The organism is Hymenobacter aerophilus DSM 13606 (assembly GCF_000382225.1).
GTDB classification, from domain to species: Bacteria; Bacteroidota; Bacteroidia; order Cytophagales; family Hymenobacteraceae; genus Hymenobacter; species Hymenobacter aerophilus.
The window spans coordinates 1-16,742 of sequence record NZ_KB907843.1; the positions used below are offsets into that span (position 1 = coordinate 1).

At 55.0% G+C, this 16,742-nt stretch carries 18 protein-coding genes; 10 read left to right on the forward strand and 8 right to left on the reverse strand.

All coding sequences use genetic code 11. The features are described from left to right. Positions 1–396 precede the first annotated feature (396 nt). Genes H145_RS0118560 through H145_RS0118570 form a run of 3 tightly spaced genes read right to left on the reverse strand, consistent with a single transcriptional unit; the run spans position 397 to position 2,419 of the window. Positions 397–1,167: a Fic family protein gene (locus H145_RS0118560; RefSeq protein ID WP_019949658.1), complete on the reverse strand. Its 771-nt coding sequence runs from the start codon at positions 1,165–1,167 to the stop codon at positions 397–399. Beyond that, positions 1,164–1,454: a hypothetical protein gene (locus H145_RS0118565; RefSeq protein ID WP_019949659.1), complete on the reverse strand. Its 291-nt coding sequence runs from the start codon at positions 1,452–1,454 to the stop codon at positions 1,164–1,166. The genes H145_RS0118560 and H145_RS0118565 overlap by 4 nt, the downstream gene beginning before the upstream one ends. Positions 1,455–1,480: 26 nt before the next feature. Beyond that, positions 1,481–2,419: a replication initiation protein gene (locus H145_RS0118570; RefSeq protein WP_019949660.1), complete on the reverse strand. Its 939-nt coding sequence runs from the start codon at positions 2,417–2,419 to the stop codon at positions 1,481–1,483. Between the two features lie 3,724 nt (positions 2,420–6,143). Between H145_RS0118570 and H145_RS0118575 the strand changes: the two genes are divergently transcribed. The 4 genes from H145_RS0118575 to H145_RS0118590 all read left to right on the forward strand — a co-directional run bounded on the left by H145_RS0118575 (position 6,144) and on the right by H145_RS0118590 (position 9,122). Further along, on the forward strand, positions 6,144–6,863 hold the full coding sequence (locus tag H145_RS0118575; RefSeq protein ID WP_019949661.1) for a hypothetical protein: 720 nt from the start codon (positions 6,144–6,146) through the stop codon (positions 6,861–6,863). 184 nt (positions 6,864–7,047) lie between these two features. Beyond that, entirely contained in the window at positions 7,048–7,335 is a 288-nt protein-coding gene (locus H145_RS0118580) for a DUF5712 family protein (protein WP_019949662.1), read from the forward strand. Positions 7,336–7,549: 214 nt separating this feature from the next. Next, the gene (locus H145_RS0118585) at positions 7,550–8,482 is read left to right on the forward strand and encodes a DUF5712 family protein (protein ID WP_262489242.1); all 933 of its coding nucleotides are present in this window, start codon (positions 7,550–7,552) and stop codon (positions 8,480–8,482) included. A 25-nt stretch (positions 8,483–8,507) separates the two neighbouring features. After that, positions 8,508–9,122, forward strand: a complete 615-nt coding sequence (locus H145_RS0118590) for a hypothetical protein (protein WP_157541797.1) — start codon at positions 8,508–8,510, stop codon at positions 9,120–9,122. Positions 9,123–9,660: 538 nt separating this feature from the next. Here H145_RS0118590 and H145_RS0118600 read toward each other — a convergent pair. The 3 genes from H145_RS0118600 to H145_RS24365 form a co-directional block, all read right to left on the reverse strand. Then, positions 9,661–10,170, reverse strand: coding sequence for a hypothetical protein (locus H145_RS0118600; protein ID WP_019949666.1), 510 nt, complete (start codon positions 10,168–10,170; stop codon positions 9,661–9,663). A gap of 47 nt (positions 10,171–10,217) precedes the next feature. Beyond that, positions 10,218–10,607, reverse strand: coding sequence for a hypothetical protein (locus H145_RS0118605; RefSeq protein ID WP_019949667.1), 390 nt, complete (start codon positions 10,605–10,607; stop codon positions 10,218–10,220). Positions 10,608–10,798: 191 nt separating this feature from the next. Further along, a complete protein-coding gene (locus H145_RS24365; protein ID WP_157541801.1) occupies positions 10,799–11,377 on the reverse strand; it encodes a hypothetical protein in 579 nt (192 codons plus the stop codon). 178 nt (positions 11,378–11,555) lie between these two features. Here H145_RS24365 and H145_RS22110 point away from each other — a divergent pair, with 178 nt between their 5' ends. Next, on the forward strand, positions 11,556–11,837 hold the full coding sequence (locus H145_RS22110) for a hypothetical protein (RefSeq protein ID WP_019949669.1): 282 nt from the start codon (positions 11,556–11,558) through the stop codon (positions 11,835–11,837). Positions 11,838–12,511: 674 nt separating this feature from the next. On the opposite strand, the gene H145_RS24370 is transcribed toward H145_RS22110, so the two are convergent. Next, positions 12,512–12,694, reverse strand: a complete 183-nt coding sequence (locus H145_RS24370) for a hypothetical protein (RefSeq protein WP_157541803.1) — start codon at positions 12,692–12,694, stop codon at positions 12,512–12,514. A 210-nt stretch (positions 12,695–12,904) separates the two neighbouring features. On the opposite strand from H145_RS24370, the gene H145_RS0118620 reads away from it, so the two are divergent. The 5 genes from H145_RS0118620 to H145_RS24375 all read left to right on the forward strand — a co-directional run bounded on the left by H145_RS0118620 (position 12,905) and on the right by H145_RS24375 (position 16,382). Next, the gene (locus H145_RS0118620; protein ID WP_019949670.1) at positions 12,905–13,354 is read left to right on the forward strand and encodes a hypothetical protein; all 450 of its coding nucleotides are present in this window, start codon (positions 12,905–12,907) and stop codon (positions 13,352–13,354) included. Between the two features lie 296 nt (positions 13,355–13,650). Continuing rightward, positions 13,651–14,016: a hypothetical protein gene (locus H145_RS0118625; RefSeq protein WP_157541805.1), complete on the forward strand. Its 366-nt coding sequence runs from the start codon at positions 13,651–13,653 to the stop codon at positions 14,014–14,016. Between the two features lie 331 nt (positions 14,017–14,347). Next, positions 14,348–14,650, forward strand: coding sequence for a transposase (locus H145_RS24840; RefSeq protein WP_083937858.1), 303 nt, complete (start codon positions 14,348–14,350; stop codon positions 14,648–14,650). Further along, positions 14,575–15,516: an IS3 family transposase gene (locus H145_RS0118635; RefSeq protein WP_240471732.1), complete on the forward strand. Its 942-nt coding sequence runs from the start codon at positions 14,575–14,577 to the stop codon at positions 15,514–15,516. Before H145_RS24840 ends, H145_RS0118635 begins: the two co-directional genes overlap by 76 nt. 476 nt (positions 15,517–15,992) lie before the next feature. Further along, complete coding sequence (locus tag H145_RS24375) at positions 15,993–16,382, forward strand: hypothetical protein (RefSeq protein ID WP_157541810.1); 390 nt, start codon at positions 15,993–15,995, stop codon at positions 16,380–16,382. Between the two features lie 141 nt (positions 16,383–16,523). On the opposite strand, the gene H145_RS22115 is transcribed toward H145_RS24375, so the two are convergent. Continuing rightward, positions 16,524–16,742, reverse strand: a 219-nt coding sequence (locus H145_RS22115) for an integrase core domain-containing protein (RefSeq protein WP_019949674.1), incomplete at its 5' end; no start/stop codon positions are given.

Below are 16,742 nucleotides of genomic sequence, written 5' to 3' on the forward strand. Positions count from 1 at the left end.
GGCAGCCAGCGCCACTGGCAGCCTGTTTTGAGCTTGTAGCAGATGGCGCCCACCACCTCAGCCAGGTCGACGCTTGCGCGGCGGCCACCAGCACGGGCCGGCAACAAGGGCAGTATCCAGCGGGTAATTATATCTTTGCTCAAGACTTCCATGAGGGAGGGAAAGGAGATGGGTCGCACCTCAAATTTCCCGCTTTTGTGGGAGTCTTTTCTGTTTTGCGCCTGACTGACTACTTCCTAAACAGCTTCATTATATTCCATGGCACTTGGTGCAGGCACCTATGCGCTTTTTCGTAAGAAGGCCATATAGGGCGAAATCACTTTCCTGCGATGCGCTATTAGGTGTGTATTAGCAACCGAAAATAAAACTATATCTAGTTGCTATTTTAGTTGTAATCTAATGCTTCAACAACTGGCGTTTCAGTGATTTGCTATGCTGGGTCTCCATGAAATTTCGGAACACATCCAGGTTCTCCGTACGTCGGCTATTTTCCAGTGCTGCGAAATACTCCTTCTTGTCCTCCCGGAACACAACGGTGAGTGGTTGTCCGAAGTAGTGCTGAATGAAGTTCATCAACAGCCGGGACGTGCGGCCATTACCGTCGTTGAACGGATGGATACTTACTAGTTGCTGGTGCGCATCAAAGGCGATATGCAACTGATCCTGCAGTGTTGCGGCCGTAGCCATACGCTGCCGGAGTTGCTGGGTAAGCTGATCGACCAATGTCGGGACCTTCTGGGCGTTCGGAAACGAACTGGCCCCCATGATGGAGACCTTGTCGATGCGGAAGTCGCCTCGGGCGGCATCGGTGCTACCTAAGATGCTGTTGGTCCGTAGTCCGGTCGTGCGCATCACGGTGCCGGCCAGCTCCTGTAGCAGCTGTGAGGAGAGAGGGCGCCTTTCATCAGCCCACCGCAGGGCTAGGTCCAAGGCCTGCGCATGATCGGCCAGCATATCGTAGCCGTCCCATGGCAGCGTTGGGTCGATTACCGCTTCCTCTCTTACCAGGAAGTCGAAGGCCGACTGTACCGTTACCCGAGAACCCTCAATCATCGTCGAGTGGGCCGATACCATAACCTGGCTCAACTGCTGACGTGATAGCCTGTCCGCCTCGGGTAGCTGTTGCACCAAGGCCGTCAGACGCTCAATCTCATTCCACTCACTCATGCAGCCAGCGCTTGGCGTAGGCTATCGACATCCACAGTGGCCAGCGCCACCGGATACTCCAGGCCCGAGACGTGTATCACTTGGTGCGCCCAGGCGGCCAGATCGTGCGCGTAGATGATGGGGCGGTCAGCTGCATCGTGGTACACCGTCTTGCCCTGCATGAAAGCCTCTACGCTGGCGCGTAAGGGCGTAGGTACTTCTTCCAGGGCTTTGTCCCGTGGGTCAGTCAGTAAGTGCGTCAGGTAGGCTCTGAGTGCGCGATATGCTTCTTGGTTATGAGAGGTCATGGCAGGGTAGGGGAGAGGGCCCCAGACTAAGCGTTCTTGGCCGGCGATTTGAGCCCGAGCACTGTCAGCAGCAAGCCGGCTGGGTTCTTGTCGGCTTTAATCTTATCGGTCTTGAGGCGGTACATAAACTTGAACAGCTCATCTACGAGTTTCTCATCCCCGATGATCTGCGCAACCAGCTTCGGGTCTTTGATACTGAGCGACTCCAGATGCCGGCGTGCCATCAGAATCTTAGCTTGCTCAGGGGATTCATCGAATGGAATTGGTAGCTGCCTAGGTTGCTGCTTGGTCACGTAGAAGCGCACGGCATGGAAGGAACGGCCCTGCTTGAGCAGGGTATAGCCGATCTTGAGCTCCGTATTCTCGTTGATCTGGCGTACGGCAATGTCGAGTACCTTAGCCTTCAGATCGCTAATGCGCTGAAACTGTTCCGGCTCTTTTCCCTTCGGATCCTTGAGTTTGAGCATGTGCTTGAACTCGTCCAGATCGTAGGTCTTCGTTTCTCCGATGTCCTTCCATTGCGAAGCCATCTGGTAGATGCGCTTGGCATACTTGCTGGAAATTTTCAGAGCTGAGAATAGCTGAAAGGAGGTGAAGTTGTTCTTCAACTCAAACAGGTACGGGCGAATATCTTCCGAGAGGCGGATGCGCAGGTAGCCCTGGCCCTTGACATACTCTACCTTCTGAAACATCCACAGCTGCACATACGAGTGGTCATTCTCCACCTCGAACATGCGCGAGCCCATGGATTCGGTTGCTTCCTTCAGTTGCTTGTAGTGCCACTCCCGCCCAGTCATGGCTACCACCTCATTCATATGGATCTGGTACTCCTGATTGGGCTTGTCTTCCCGACGTAGTTTGGAGAGCAGGAAAAACAGTAGGTCCAGTTGACAGGCAGTATAGTCATAGCGTGCCGTGGTGATAGCGTTATGCTGTCTGATTTCCAGTAATTCAGATTGATCCATAGTAGCTGGGATAGAAAGCAAATATAGAAAAAGAGTTGAAAAACTACACTGCTTTTTGCAGGGCGTTTTTAACTGATAAAAAGTCGTAGTTCGACCCCAGTATGACTGATAAAAAGTCGTTTTTAACTGATAAAAAGTCGTTTTTAACTGATAAAAAGTCGTTTTTAACTGATAAAAGGTAGTTTGTAAAGCTCGTATACATCAAACAATCAGAAGGTTATGAGCCCTGCAAATAGACAAATACCTAAAAATACACAAGTTGTTGATTCGCACGCGAGTCTAAAAATTGGCTTTCAAGGGGTGAGTACATAGTTCGAGAGGCCAAGAAAAAAGCAGCAAAACGGAAAAGCACAAAGAAGTCCAAAACCGGATTATGTGATTGCACTATTTTAATACTTAATTATACTTTGATTATTTTAACACCTAGCTCCTGTTTTACTTCATGGACTATCACTCCATGATCGTGGTAACCACGATCATCCGTTCAAGAATCCTAACAGGATGTAAAAACGACTTTTTATCAGTCGACCCAGAATCACTGCTGTCCTGTGACCGGACTATACTTTCGAGCACCTATTTAACAGGGTATGACTGATAAAAAGTCGTTTTTCAATTGTACCTTTTGGGATGGTCTAGTGAAAACGGACAGTGAGCTAAAGTAAGTTAGTTTTCAGGTCCTGTTCAAATTTGAGTACCATTGAAACACGGGCCGGCTCAAAATTGGGTGCGAGTGGAAATGAGCTGGGGAAAAAATAGTGGGTGTGCAGAAAGTCGAGGAAACTGGAAAAGTTGGTCGAGGGGAAAAACGGTGGGGCGTGAAAAGACGGTGCGGCAGGAGTGCGGCAGCGAGTATTTTATGACGAGTTGGTAGGGGGTGGGTAGCACCGAGTTGATCGGTAGTGTCCAAATGAAGCCAGGACCAAAGTAGGGGTAGCGCAGATGTTGGGGCCGGGCCATTTTGGAGAGGCAGCCCACAAGCAAGCAGCTGGAAAATACGGGCCGGGCCCGAAAATGAGTCGGACGAAAAGTAGGGGGAGTAGTGGTCGGGCCGGGAGGTGGCGTGCAGTGCCAGAAGTGCAAAACGAACGGGGAGCAACTGAACCGGGAAAGGTGGAACAGTGGCATGCCCGGTACAGGAAGACAGGCCGAGGTAACGCCGTTTTGGAGAGAACCGACTAAGGGGAAGCAGCGGAAATTATCAGCGGCGGAAAAACAGTATCTGGCAGAGATCTGGGTGGGGGAAGAAATGGGCGAGTGTCAGAAATGCGGGGTTGCTCCAAAACAGGCCTGGCTAAAAATGCGGCGCGGGTAGTAAGTCAGTGCAGCAACAAAAGTGGCCGAGCGAGAAAGGAACAGCTGGCGGGATGAGCACGCGGGGGAGGGGCGAAGTAGAAAAGCGTCGAGTCCGAAATTGGAAATCGACGGCGCAGGAAGTGAGCCCGGAATGGAAAAATCTTTCTTTTTCCCACTGCTTTTTTTTGTTGTCGGTGCTGGACAAGAAAATCGGAAACAGGAGGAAATGCCAGAGAGAGGCGAAGTAGAAAAGTGGCTTGGATAGAGTTTTCGGGGGTAAGGTTTTTTGAGCAGGCCGGTAGATTCAGAGAGTGTCGATGGCAGCAGCAAGGGCCGCGGGTAGGTAGGGGCTTGGAGTAGGGCCCGGGGAAAAAAGGAGGAGTCAGAAATTTGGCATCAGTGAAAAAAGACGGATACCAGATAAAACGGTGGAGGCGAAAAGTGACGACGGGGGCAAAGAGCAGCTGAGTATATTTTGGGACCACCGGCAAAAAAAAGACAACGCAGATTTTGGCCAGGAGCAGAATTACGGACAAGGCAAATTTTGAGCGCCGGCGAAAAAAGCAGTGGAGCCCAAAAGTGGGAGAAGCAGAAAAACGGGAGGCGGCTTAAAAGGGGTAGAGCCGAAAAGTTGGGCCAGTGGGAAATTGATAGGAGCAGGAAAATGGGAGCGGGCCGAATGCAAGGTTCAGCCGGGAGGCGAGGAGTCCGGGAAATGCGGGCGGTGGTTTTAGCTCGATGCCGGCGGGGAGAGTAGGGTAGCAAGTCCGGGTTAGGGACGCGAGTAGTAGGTCGGCGACAGGATAGGCAACGCGCTATTTTGGGGATGGTGGGTTGGAGGAGGTAACCGAAAAAGCGGGGCCAGGTGAAATAGCGTGTCGGTGAAAAAGACCGGTTCAGGTTTTAGACGTAGGCGGCGTTGATAGCAGTAGGGGGCGATGGGTAGGCGTGGAGATGTTGGGGAAATGAGCGGACCGGCTCAAAGCAGAATGGAGGGGGCCAGGCTCATTCGGGTGGTGATGAAATTCTGGGGTAGCTGAAAAAATGGAAGGGGCAGTCGAACAGAAAAATCGAATAATCATCGGCCGCGGATTTTGGGAAGCTGGCGGAAAATTGCGCGGGTTAAAAAAGGACCGGCGTCAAAAAAACAGGATAGCTCAAAGTAGAGGCAGCGGAAGTTGGGCGCGGCGGGAAGGTTACTTCGGAGCAGAGAAGTGGCGGGCGCAACAAATGCAGCTGGAGAAGAAAACGAGGGGCGCATGAAAAAGACACTGGGTGAAAATCGAGCGGTGGGCAAAGTGGCCAGTGAAAAAAAAGACCCGAAACCACTCCAAAGGAAAAGAGCGGTGACGGGTGCAAAACGATAGAAGGGCCGGCGTTAGAAAATTGGAAAGTGGGCCGCCGGATAAAAACGGATAAGCGCTACTGGGGCGGAGAGTGACGGCCGATAGTCATAAGGTAAAAAGGAAAACGGGAGTCACTGAGAAATTGAGCCCAGTCGTGAAAAGTGGCGCGAGGGGGTAGTTCGGTAGTAGGGCCAGTTCGGTAGTTAGGCAGGAAGTAGGAGCCGGCAGAGTAGGACGGCCAGGGGTTGGGATAATTCGGTAGAGCAGCGGTAGAGTAGCGGGAGCCCAGGTAAGCGGATACAGCAGAAGAAGCAATAGCAGCCACTGAGTCTTAGAGCTACAATGGCCGAAATGCAAAAGGCTCAGTAGGTCAGTAGTCAGATAGTTTGGGAAGGGAGCTGGTCGGGCTCGAAGGGATAAAGGGGAGGCAATCCGAAAAGTCCAGGTGCAGGAGAAAGCCGGCGGGTTGGTGCAGGTGGTTAGGGTGCTGCTGGAGGTGGGAGCGGAAAAGAGCAACCGGCAAAATCCAGAGAGCAGAGGAAACGGCAGCAGTAGTGGGTTCGGTAACTGGGCGATAAATTCTTAAAAGCTAATCGTTGGGTTGGGGGCTGGGGAGGGGCGGAGTAGCAGGATAGCCAGGATAGAGGAAATCCGACGCCTGAGAGAAGCGCAGGGGTCGGAAGTAATCAGTAAGGCAGCAAAGACTCAGCGTAGCGTAGTGAGGCTAAGAGTAGCTGGTAGTGTCTAAACAGATACAAGGACCGGCAGTAGGAAGTAGCGCCGGCGTAGTGTAGATTGGGGACGACATAGGGTTTCTAAACAGAGCCCTAGTCATAGTTTAGCGAGAGGAGGACCTGATTATCATCGCTACCGCGCTGATAATCAGGGACAAACATAGTTTGTCTTGGTAAAATAAATGCTACCGCATTGATAGCCAGCATCTAAGTAGGTAAAATAAATACTTTTAATGCCTTTTGTAGTGCAGCTTCTAATGTAAGTTACGAATGATGTGGTAATATTTAATATAACTTATTGATAATCATGCTAGAAGTCGGTAAAATAAATCATTAAATTCCCCATCCATCATGGAACCAACCCCAAAGAAAAAAGGCCGCCCGCCCGGTAAAAAAACGGCCGAACAGATGGGCCCCACGGTTCATCTCGTACCGGAAGTGGACCGGCTGTTTACGGCGCACGCGAAAAAGCTCAAGCTGACTAAGGGCGAATACGCCAGTGCGGCGATTGCCTATTTTGCCGAGAACAGGCTCGACCCGACCAAAGCGCCGGCGCAGAGTTTTGCCCATGTCACCAAGACGGTGTCGCAGGAGGCGCGCGCGATTCGGGTGCAGAACGTGGACATTGGCAACCGGCTGATTTCGATACTGCGCAACTGGGAGAAGTCGCTCTACGGGTTCTTGCAGCAGCAGCAGGGCGGGACGCTCAATTACCTGGAGCAGATTGAAAGCGACATACTCCGCCACCAAGTCGCCGTCGAAACCAACTTCCTCGCGCCGATGGTGGAACTGCTGGTCAAGAACGATATCGAAACCTACATCGCCCGCGTGCTCCTAGAACGAACCAACCTGCGCGTGGCGAACAGAGAGCAAACGGAGTGGGCAGCGGCGCACAAGACCGTTAATGACGACCGCGACCAAAAGCTGGTAGCGCAGATGCGCGAGTTCATCAAAACCAACAACGTGCCCGCGCCAAGTCTGGCGGCCAAACCCCAGGTGCCAGTGCTGCCGCCCAAAGCACCGGCCACCCAAAAGGCGGCAACTCCGAGTGCCGACGTCCCCCCCCAATAGGGCAGCCCGCCCCAGAGGCCCAAGGCCCGGTTGCAGCGGTCCGCGCTTCCAGCCGGCCGGAATGCCCCGCCCGTTTTTGCCGCTGCAACCGGCGATACAACCCGGGAGGCAACGGCAACTTTTCGGCCTTGCAACCGGAGAGGCAACCGGGCTTTTTTCTTCCGCTTTCTTCTCCCACCGGCCGATGTATGCCAAGGTAATCAACCCCAAGACTAACGGGCAAAAAGTGTATAACAACGCCGGCAGCTCCCAGCGGTGCGCCAACTATTTGGTGAAGGAAGCGAAGGAGGCCGGCGGCGAAGCTACCTTCTTTGGGGCCCCCGGCACCGAGGCAAAGACGGCCGCCGAGGTCGTGGCCCTACTCGACGGCAACGTGAAGGGTTTAGGAAAAGACGACCCCAAGTTTCACTCGCTGGTGCTGAGTCCGAGTTCCGACGAGCTGCTACTGATTGGCAATAATGGGTGTTGTTAAACAAATAGGGTAAAACCTCCGAGTCCGTGGCCAAATGGCCCTGTCGCTCGTGATAAGGTGCAAAATCGGCGTAAGCGCATCGGAAACCCGATAGTATTACACGCACCTTAACGCAATCAAAAGTGGCTAGCGAAAACGAACGTTAAGGCTATCATTCCGGCCACATGCCAGATAACATATTGTCCAACAGGTCGCTAATTAGGAAATCCAGGCAGTGGTATGCCCGAGTCGGAGGTTTTACCCTATTTGTTTAACAACACCCAATAATGCGAAGGCGCTGGAGGAATACACCCGGAATGTGATGGACTTGTACGCCAAAAACTTCCAGCTGAAAAACGGGCGGGAGCTGGGCGAAGCCAACCTGGTGTGGGCGGCCACCATCCACCAGGAACGCAAAAACCGGGGCACCGACGAGGGGGTGCAGGGCGAGAAAAAGGACGGGCTGCAAACCCACGTTCACCTCATGGTATCGGCCCGCGACGCCGACCAGAAAATCACGCTCAACCCGCTGGGCAAGGCCGACCGTTTCAACCGGGTGCAGTTCCAGGCCGAAGCCGTCACCCAGATGCAAGTGCAGTTTGGCCGGGTGGTGCCGCTGGGCATTGCGGCCAAAGAGCCGACGCGCCGGCAGCTGGTAGAGCAAAAAGTGGAGGAGATAACGAGCAAGGCGGCGGCCAACCGGAAAGAGAAAAAGCCGCTGACCCCGGAGCAGATGGCCGTCAAGGATGCCCGGCTCGACGGGCAGGTAGCGCGGGTAAACACCAAGCTCATGGCCCACGAGCAGCTCGACCCGGCCCGGGTGAAAGACATTGCCAAGGAGCGCAAGTACGACAACGTATTCTACGCCACGCTGGGGCAAATCGAGCGCAACGCGGAGAAGGGAAAGGACACGCCCGGCCCGTATGCCTACCTCACCACCGGGCGCGTAACCCGCGAACCGCAGCTCCGCACCGACCGGAACCGGGAGCCAAACGCGGAGTTTGCCACCCGCCTGCCCAAGCGCCAGCAGGAGCCGGCCGAGTTGCCCGGCATTGCGGCGTTGCAGCGCTCGGTCAACAAGCTGGGCACGGCCCTGGCCGCCAAAGGCCGGAGCCAGGACGTGCGTAGCGACGCGGAAAAAGAGCAGGACCGCGAAATCGAGCGATGAAGTTGTGCCCTATCCTGACCTTTATATGCACACTAACTTTTCCGTTTATGGCCACCCCCATCCCCATTGCCAAACGCAATTCTTCGGGCACCGGTGGGCTGATTGCGCTGATACTTTTGCTGGCCCTGCTGGGCGGCGAGCATTACTTGCCACCACCCGCAATGCCCAGTTGCACCCCACGCCCGAAATGGTAGCGCAGGCTGCCAGGGTAAAAGAAGCCGAAGCCACTGCGAAGAAAGCGGCCGCCAAAGCCAAGAAAGATAAAGTCGCTGCGCCCCCCGGGCAGCCGCAGCCGCTGAACCTGAATTCGATGATGGGCAAGTCAGCCGATGGCGGGCCCGGCATGATGGAGCAGGGCATAGCTTACGTCAACGAGTACGAAGCAATGGGCGCAGGGCTGGGCATCCGGTTCGTGATGATACTGGCTTGCGTGACGTTGCTCTTTATGCAAAAGCCGCCCGCGCCAAAGGGTAGGCGCGCCTCCAACGTCACCAGGGAGGCCGAAGGCGTCGGCCCGTGGGCCCTGTGCAGCCCCACGCTCTCGGCGGTACCGGTACCGGTGGAGCCGGAAAAAATCAAACGTCAGCACGCGGAGGACATGGTGCAAAGGCGGCTCCAGATCCGTTCTTCGTCCATTTAATTCGTCGAGTGATTGCTAGGTGTAGAGTCCGATATCCTGATTCGTTGAGTCGAGCGGCAATGCCTCGTAGGCTCATGCCCGTAGCCCGTAGTAGCCTCGCCAACTGTGCGGCCTGCCGGTTGGCTAAGCTCTTCTGGGCATTGCGCTGCAGGGATTCCAACGCCTTCTGTCGGAAGGCCGGCGTCAGCTTGGCGGGCGTGCCGAGCTGGAAGCCCCGCGCCTTCTTGGCCGCTAGTGCATCGCGGGTGCGGGTAGAAATAGCCGTGGCCTCCTTCTGGGCTACGGCGGCCAGGATGTGCAGGGTAAACTCATCGGCCGCGGGCAGATCGACCGACTCGCCCGCAACGGGGCTTTCCATGAGCGTGGCCAGGAAGGCGACTGCAGGCGAGTCGGTCGAGAACCTCTGTTCAGCGACTGTGTTTTGGTAAACACATAGGCCCATGGTGGCCGTCTGGTTGGGCTGCGCAGCAGGGCGCAAGCGGTGGGAGGGTGATTGCCTTGGGCAGCAGGAAATGGCTCAGCAGCCCCACCGGCCGGTTCAGTCCGCGTACTCTGCTGCTGCAAACGGGTCGTGGGCTACCGCTTTAGACCGGGTTTCTCGCCGCACGCGCTCAACGACGCTGTTGCCAACTGCCAATCGCACGAGTAACGACATCATCCGCCGGCTTGGAATTTGGGCGCCGGCTTTCATTTCGGCAAGTAAATCCGTGGCCGCCCGGGTATAGTAGTCCAGGACGTCGGCCATATAGCACGCATCGGCGCAATAGATAGGTGGGTCCAGGTCCGGCACAAGCGGCGAGTGGGCCAGCCGCTGGGTAAGCCGGACCAGGTCCGCATAGTCGAGCCAGAGGTCGTTGCAGTCTTCCCACAAATCAGGCTCAAACGCGTGGAAGGCCTGCGCAAACGCTGCCACGGGCAAGGTGGGGAAGTGGTCGTGGAGCTGCTCGGCGACCCAGAGCACGGCCTGCGCGTGTTGGCCGGGCGTGGCCCAGCGGTAGGGGATGGTGCGGCTTCCGGGGCGCGCCAGGGTCGGAGTGGTGGGTTGCATGAGAATATGAGGAAGTAAGGAGGGCACAGGAGGGGAATGAGTGATGTTTACCAGCGATTACGGCAACTGGGTGCCATACTCGCGTCTGCTCGTTGAGGAAAGGGCCGCGATGTGGGCACTATTTCGTCAAGCTGGGCTACGCTGAACAGGTAGCTGCGTAGCCCGGGATTGAAGAGCAGGGTAACCAGGCCATCCACGCACCCAATCCGCCGCTTCTGAGTGTCGTCGAGCAGCCGGCGAACGTAGTAGTGCTTAAGAGCGCCCATCTCGAACGAAAACCTGATCGCGTCCAGCTGATGCCACGCGCAATAGATTTGCTCATCCGGCGTGTTTTCAACCGGGATTGTGACCTCCTCCAACGGGAATACGTGGTGGTTGCGAATCACGCAACCATCCGTGCGGATTTGGTGCAGCACCCAGGCCACGAGAAAGTGCATAGGCTCGCCAGGCGAAAATTTGCACACAAAATTTTTATTCCAGTGCGTGCGCACCATCTTAAAATCGGTCTGCTCTCAAGCCAGCTGCAACACGAAAGGGGGCGAGAACGGAAGGTGACGGGACGGGGGCATACGGCGAATAGAATAGCAGATATCAGACGGAATTAACCAGGCGCCCCTGCCGTCCTCGGCTAGAGTTTGCCCAGAACATTGTCCAGAACATTGTCCCACTGTTGTTGCTCGCGCAGCTTCGCTTGCTGCACGGCTACCAGCGGTTTGCTGTATACTTCCAACAAGCATAGCACCGGAGGCACCCCCTTTTCGTAGTACTGCACCCGTACCCGCTCGCCTTCCCAGTCCAGCCCGCCCTGCAGGTCGCTGCAGGCTCTACCGGGGCCGAACAAGCTGCGGGCTAGCTCGCGCAGCGCCGTGCGGGTGGCTCCGGTATCCACGGTGACGGCCCGAAACATGGCGAATTTGCCGTCTTGGAACTGATAATAGGTGACAACATCCTCGTTGTGCTGGCCAAACCAGCCGCTTTCCTGTTCCGACATCCAGTAGACTCCGTGCTCGCCATCTTGGGCTTGGGGGATTAGCCCGGAAAAGTTGCGCAGCGGCTCCCCAAAAATATGGCCTTGCATGCCATTCAGCGAATCGGCTTGTGTACACAACGTGTGGGGGATAGAGTTAGAGGCGGCGGTATCCGCGAAGGGATTGGGTGACGCTTGGGAACAGGCGCTCAGCAGCAGAGCGCCGGCAAGGGCGGTCACGGAGCACCAGAACAGGTGAGGAGGCGACGGAGACATGGAAGAGGTGGTGAGGCCAGCAAGGCTTCTGACGAGCTCATTGCAAACATACTATAATAGGTTTAATAAATAAGGTTTAATAAGTTAGGTAACTTATATTAGATGCACACCGCACATTTCGGCTTTTCCGAATGATGTGCTTATGGTCCCTGCTGCTGAACCGCGCCTAAAACAGATTGCCCAAAAGCTGAAGCAACTGCGGTTGGACAAGGGCTATTCCTCCTACGAAGCGTTTGCATTTGACCATGAACTACCGCGCGTCGGGTACGGTCGCCATGAGCAAGGCAGCAACCTCACCCTAAAAAGCTTGTTGCGGCTGCTAGACATTCATCAAATAAGTCTGGCGGAATTTTTCGCCGATATACCGGCGCACCAAGAAGGTCGCACGATAGTAGGAACGGAAAACAACGCTGCGGAATCCTGAGCTGGCTGTCCATCCCATAAAATGGGTGTTTAAACGCCGATGAGGCGTTTTTTGAGAAAAGCAGGTCCTTGCCAAGCTGGCTTACAGCTTTTGCTCACCTCACGTATTAAAGAGAGCATCAAAAGTATGGGGCGGTCAGATTACGCGGCCGGCTGTAGGTGAGCTTGCAGTGCCTGGAGGTCGAATGCCCCAACCTTTCTGATGCTCTCCAATGATCTTTAACCGAACCTAAAAATGCGGGTTAACTTTGGGTACTCCCGTTTCATTGAGTAGAAGTTAAGGTGTACCAGCACCCACTTCAGGCCCCCCGGTTATTCCACCAGCCGGGGGGGCTTCATACGGGTGATTATATACATCACCCGCTTCTGAACCATAGCGCCTCGGGCAACTCACGCCATGACAAAGTCAACCAAAAAGCGTCTTCGGATCGTTGGTATGGAAAGGAAACAGGCTCCTGACTCGGGTTCGCCGGCTGGTTCATCTCCTGCTTTTCAGCACCCGATATTCGCCTCAGAAGCCGAGTATGACCAATCGGTTGAAAGCGTCGTGGCGCGCATCCGAAGCGGGCAGGTGAAGGCCCGCCTGCCCGACGGATAGCGGCTCGGCTCGTGCTCGTGGACCGATTCAGCGCTGGGTGTATCCAGGAGCTGAGTAGCGAGCGGGTTTCGGCCAGGCTACGGCTCTTCTTCTGGGGACTGTTGGTGCTTGGGGGATAGCGGCCATGGGTTGCGCAGGCCCGCATTCCGCTGCTTGCTCTGGGCAATGAAATGCGAAATTTCCTGCAGTTCTTTCTCCGTTGGCGGCTTGGATTGAATCAAGCCTGCGTCTTCAGGTTCTTCGTCGGGAAGTTGGGTCATCTAAGTAGCCTGTCTTAAAAGGGTTGCTTAACGTAATGCGGCTTGTCGGACAACTCACGAAATTGTAGTGGCTTTGGCCTCACAGAGCGGGGCGCTGCTGGCATGGTACCTTGGCGGGGGCCAAGCGCCTCTTGAAATGGCAATGTTAGCAGCTCAACGCTAGGGGAAGCCCACAAGCAGGGGCATACATCATCGCTTACACCCATTCCCATGTCCACAAGCCAGGGTTTCTCCCTCATTACGCCGCTCCATATCCAGCGGGCGAAAACGGCCTTGCGCGAGGCAGGCATTCCCGTGGCCGTGGGCTGTCAGGCCCTGGACCTGGCCACCGCCTACTACCACCAAACCCCGCAGGTCAGTCAAACGGATGCCATGCGCCGGGAGCGCAACCGGATTCAGGACGAATTGGAAACCGTCAGCAGCCAGCTGCAAGAGGAGCGTCACAAAACGCAGCGGCTGGAACAGGAGTTAGCCGCGGCACGGCAACTGCCTAAAATGCACCAAAACAAGGCATATCAACTGCGCAAACGGCTGCGGGCAATACGGGCGGTGCTGGAGCATGCTCAGGCGAAGGATACGACCAAGCTCAAACGCATTGCCGAGTTGGTGGCCGCGGCGGTGGCGGGGGACGAAGAGCCAGTGCGGGAAATGCTGGGGTAGAGGTCTGCAGAAATTTGCTTACCCAGCGCCTACGCAAATCACCGTTTTGCCGCCCGCTTACCAGCCCCGCTTGCCGCGCACCCGCCGCGGCCCAAAGTAGCATTCGTTCAATATTACTAGCAGGCCGGAGACGATTACAACCTAGCATTGTATACAACAGAAAGGCAGTTTTTAGTCGATGGTGATTCCTTTGTCGGCATTTCTATTGAGGACCTATAATTTGACCCTTAAGAGTCTGTACTCTCTGCAAATAAAAAGATAATATGGCGTGGTTGATTATAATATTATTTTTCTTTTTGGTTTTTACCTTCTTTACCTATTGGGCCTATAAGCTAGCTGGCTACCTGCGCTATAAAACAACGGTACGCATGTGGCTAATTGCTTTCTACGCTGAAATATTCGTCCTTTTTCTATTACCTAAGCATATACGCCTGCCCAGCTTGCCAACATTATACAAACAAGGCGGATACTTTTATGTGCTAGAATTCACCGCAGATTTAGATAATCTCGTTCCGGCTTTATTGCGAGGCCAGAAGCCGGAAGAATTGCTACTATTGCTCTTGCCGTTAGTACCCGCGTTATTGGTTCTCCTCTACACAATGTACACCCACCGCCAAATGCCATCAGCCCCTCCGACCGAGCCGGGCACAGATAGCCCATAACTTCCTTTGGGTAAACTCCTCGCAGCTGCCCGGCCCAGGTGCTGATGGCCCACTGCAGGCCCGGAAAAGCACCTGGTTGTGAGTTCACGAAACTCGTCCACGAATCGAAGTTTAAGAAACTCGAAACCGGATGCTTTCCCCAAGCCTAGACAAACGTGGGACTTTTCGGGGTACTTAGTCGCGGGAAAGTTCTGTTTATCTACCATGTAACAAGCACCTACTTGCAATGGTCATTCAACTCCTGCTTTCTTCCGATATCAAAACTTTGGAGGACTGGGCATGAGGTGGTCTAGCTAAAACGGACAGTGAGAAGTCTTACCTTCCACTGCCCATGACCGAGAAACTGAATCTTAGTGGCTTGCCTGCCACGCGCAAGAAATACACGCCCGCTTTCAAAGCCGAGTGCGTGCGCCAAGTAGCGGCTGGAGCCCGACAGACGGACGTGGCCCGCGCCCAAGGTATTTCGCCGGCCTTGCTCGGCCGCTGGCAGCGCGAGGCCCTAAAAGCCGCCGTGCCCAGCAGCGCCGAGCGCGACGAAATCAAGCTGCTACGCGCCGAATTGCGACGCGTGGAAATGGAGCGGGACATTTTAAAAAAAGTCGTAACCATCTTTGCGCAACCGCCTCAGTCATGAGCCGCTACCAGTTCATCCAGGCCTGCACCGAGCCCTGGCCCGTGCGGCTATTGTGCCATTTGTTGGCGGTTAGTGCAGCCGGTTATTATCAGTGGCAGCAGCGCCCGGTCCAACTGGCTGCGGCCTGGCAGCCAGCAGCGCAGGCGGCGTTTACGCGCCATGCTTGCCGCTACGGCACGCGGCGGTTGCGCGCCGAATTACGCGCCGAAGGCCATGCTGTGGGTCGCTACGCGCTCCGTTCCTGGCTGCGCCGCAACGGGTTGCGGGCGCTGAGTACGCGCCCACAACGCCCCCGCACGACGGTCGCGGACCCGGCCGCCGTTGTGGCTGAAAACCGGCTACTTGGTCAACCTGCCCCCACTGCTCCCGACCAGGTGTGGGTGGGCGACATTACCTATTTGCCCCTGGTGGGTGGGCGTTGGTGTTATCTGGCCACGTGGCGCGACACCTGTTCGCGCCGGGTCGTGGGCTGGCACCTGGCCGCGCAGATGCCGACCGAGCTCGTCCTGCATGCACTGGAACAGGCCCTGACGCTGCGGCAGCCCGCGCCGGGCCTGATTATCCACGCTGACCGCGGCAGCCAGTATACCAGCGCCGCTTGCCGGGCGCGCATCAAACAGGCCGGCGCCCTGTCCAGCTTCAGCCGGCCGGGTAATCCGTATGATAACGCCCAGGCGGAAGCTGGCTGGAGCACGCTCAAAACCGAGCTGCTACCCCACGGAACCGTCTTTGCCAGTCTCGAAGAGGCCCACCTGGAGGTTGCTCACTACCTCGACACCTACTTCAATTTGGACCGCCGCCACTCTGCCCTCGGCTACCGCTCGCCCCATCAATTTGAACGCGACTTGAATCTCAACCTATCTTAGCGCACTGTCCGTTTTTACTGGACCACCGCAGCATTAGTAGTTATATGGTGGATTCCTCAGTTGATCTGGCTAGGCATTGCCGCGCTACTGCTGGTCGGGGTCATGCTTGGCTTGCGCCGCTTTTGGATCCACTGGGTGCTTATGTGGGTGCCCTATGCGATGATTGGGTGGGCAATAGATACTGCCGTGGGTATGCATCGCAATAGTTATAAGTTTGACAATCTTATTAGTTTGCTCGACCATGGCTCGAATTTTCGAATACAATGGGCTCCTATTTTATTGGCGGTGCCTTTTCTGATCGTGTTACATTTCATTTTGTTCAGAAAGCAGGCGCAACGTAAGGCGCGTGATGCGTAGTCAAAGGAACATTTGTTGTTGAAACCTTACATGTTGCATACGTTGGACATGATATCACCCCAAGCAAACGAACGGCCAGAGGCATATTATGATTAGGTAATTATATACACAAAATGGTCATGCAACTACTGCTTTCTTCTGGCGATAAGAGTTTAGAATACTGGATATTGACATTTCTAGTATGGATCCCGCAATTATTATGGTTATTCATCGCCGCAATGTTGCTTGTTTGGGTAATGATTGGCTTACGTCGCACTTGGATTCGTTGGGTGCTCATGTGTATACCCTACATAATGATTGGAGGGGCAATATATCAAGCAATAAGCCCGGCTTTTTGGTATTATAAGCATGATTATTCATTTAGCGTAATTGCGCATAAAACATTTCTTCAAGACAATTGGGTCCCTACAGTCTTAGCACTGCCTTGCCTGATCGTATTACATATCGTCTTGTTTAGAAAGCAGGCGCTACTTAAGGCGCGTGATGCGTCGTCACCATCTTTGGGATAGGGTACGAAAATCGGGCCTTTATCGGAGCCTAGCCGGTGATTGTTTAAATCACCGTTTGGCTGAACACTAACAGGTGTGACCCGTCCTGAAAAGCGTTGACCGTTTTTGTTGTTAGTCCGGATTTCTATTGACCAACCGAAGTTAGTCCGTTTTTTCGTTGACCACGCTATCGTCCACGACCTGCTGGCGGTAGTAGTTGCGCCATCGCCGTTTCAGCTTCCCCTCTTTCTGATGCGCCTGATCCGGCACCAGCATGTCACAGCTCAGGTGGGGACGCTGGTAGTTGTAGAGGTGCACGGCCTGTTGCAGTACCGTTTGTGCCTGCGCCAGCGAGTACACGCGCTGATGCGCCAGATACTC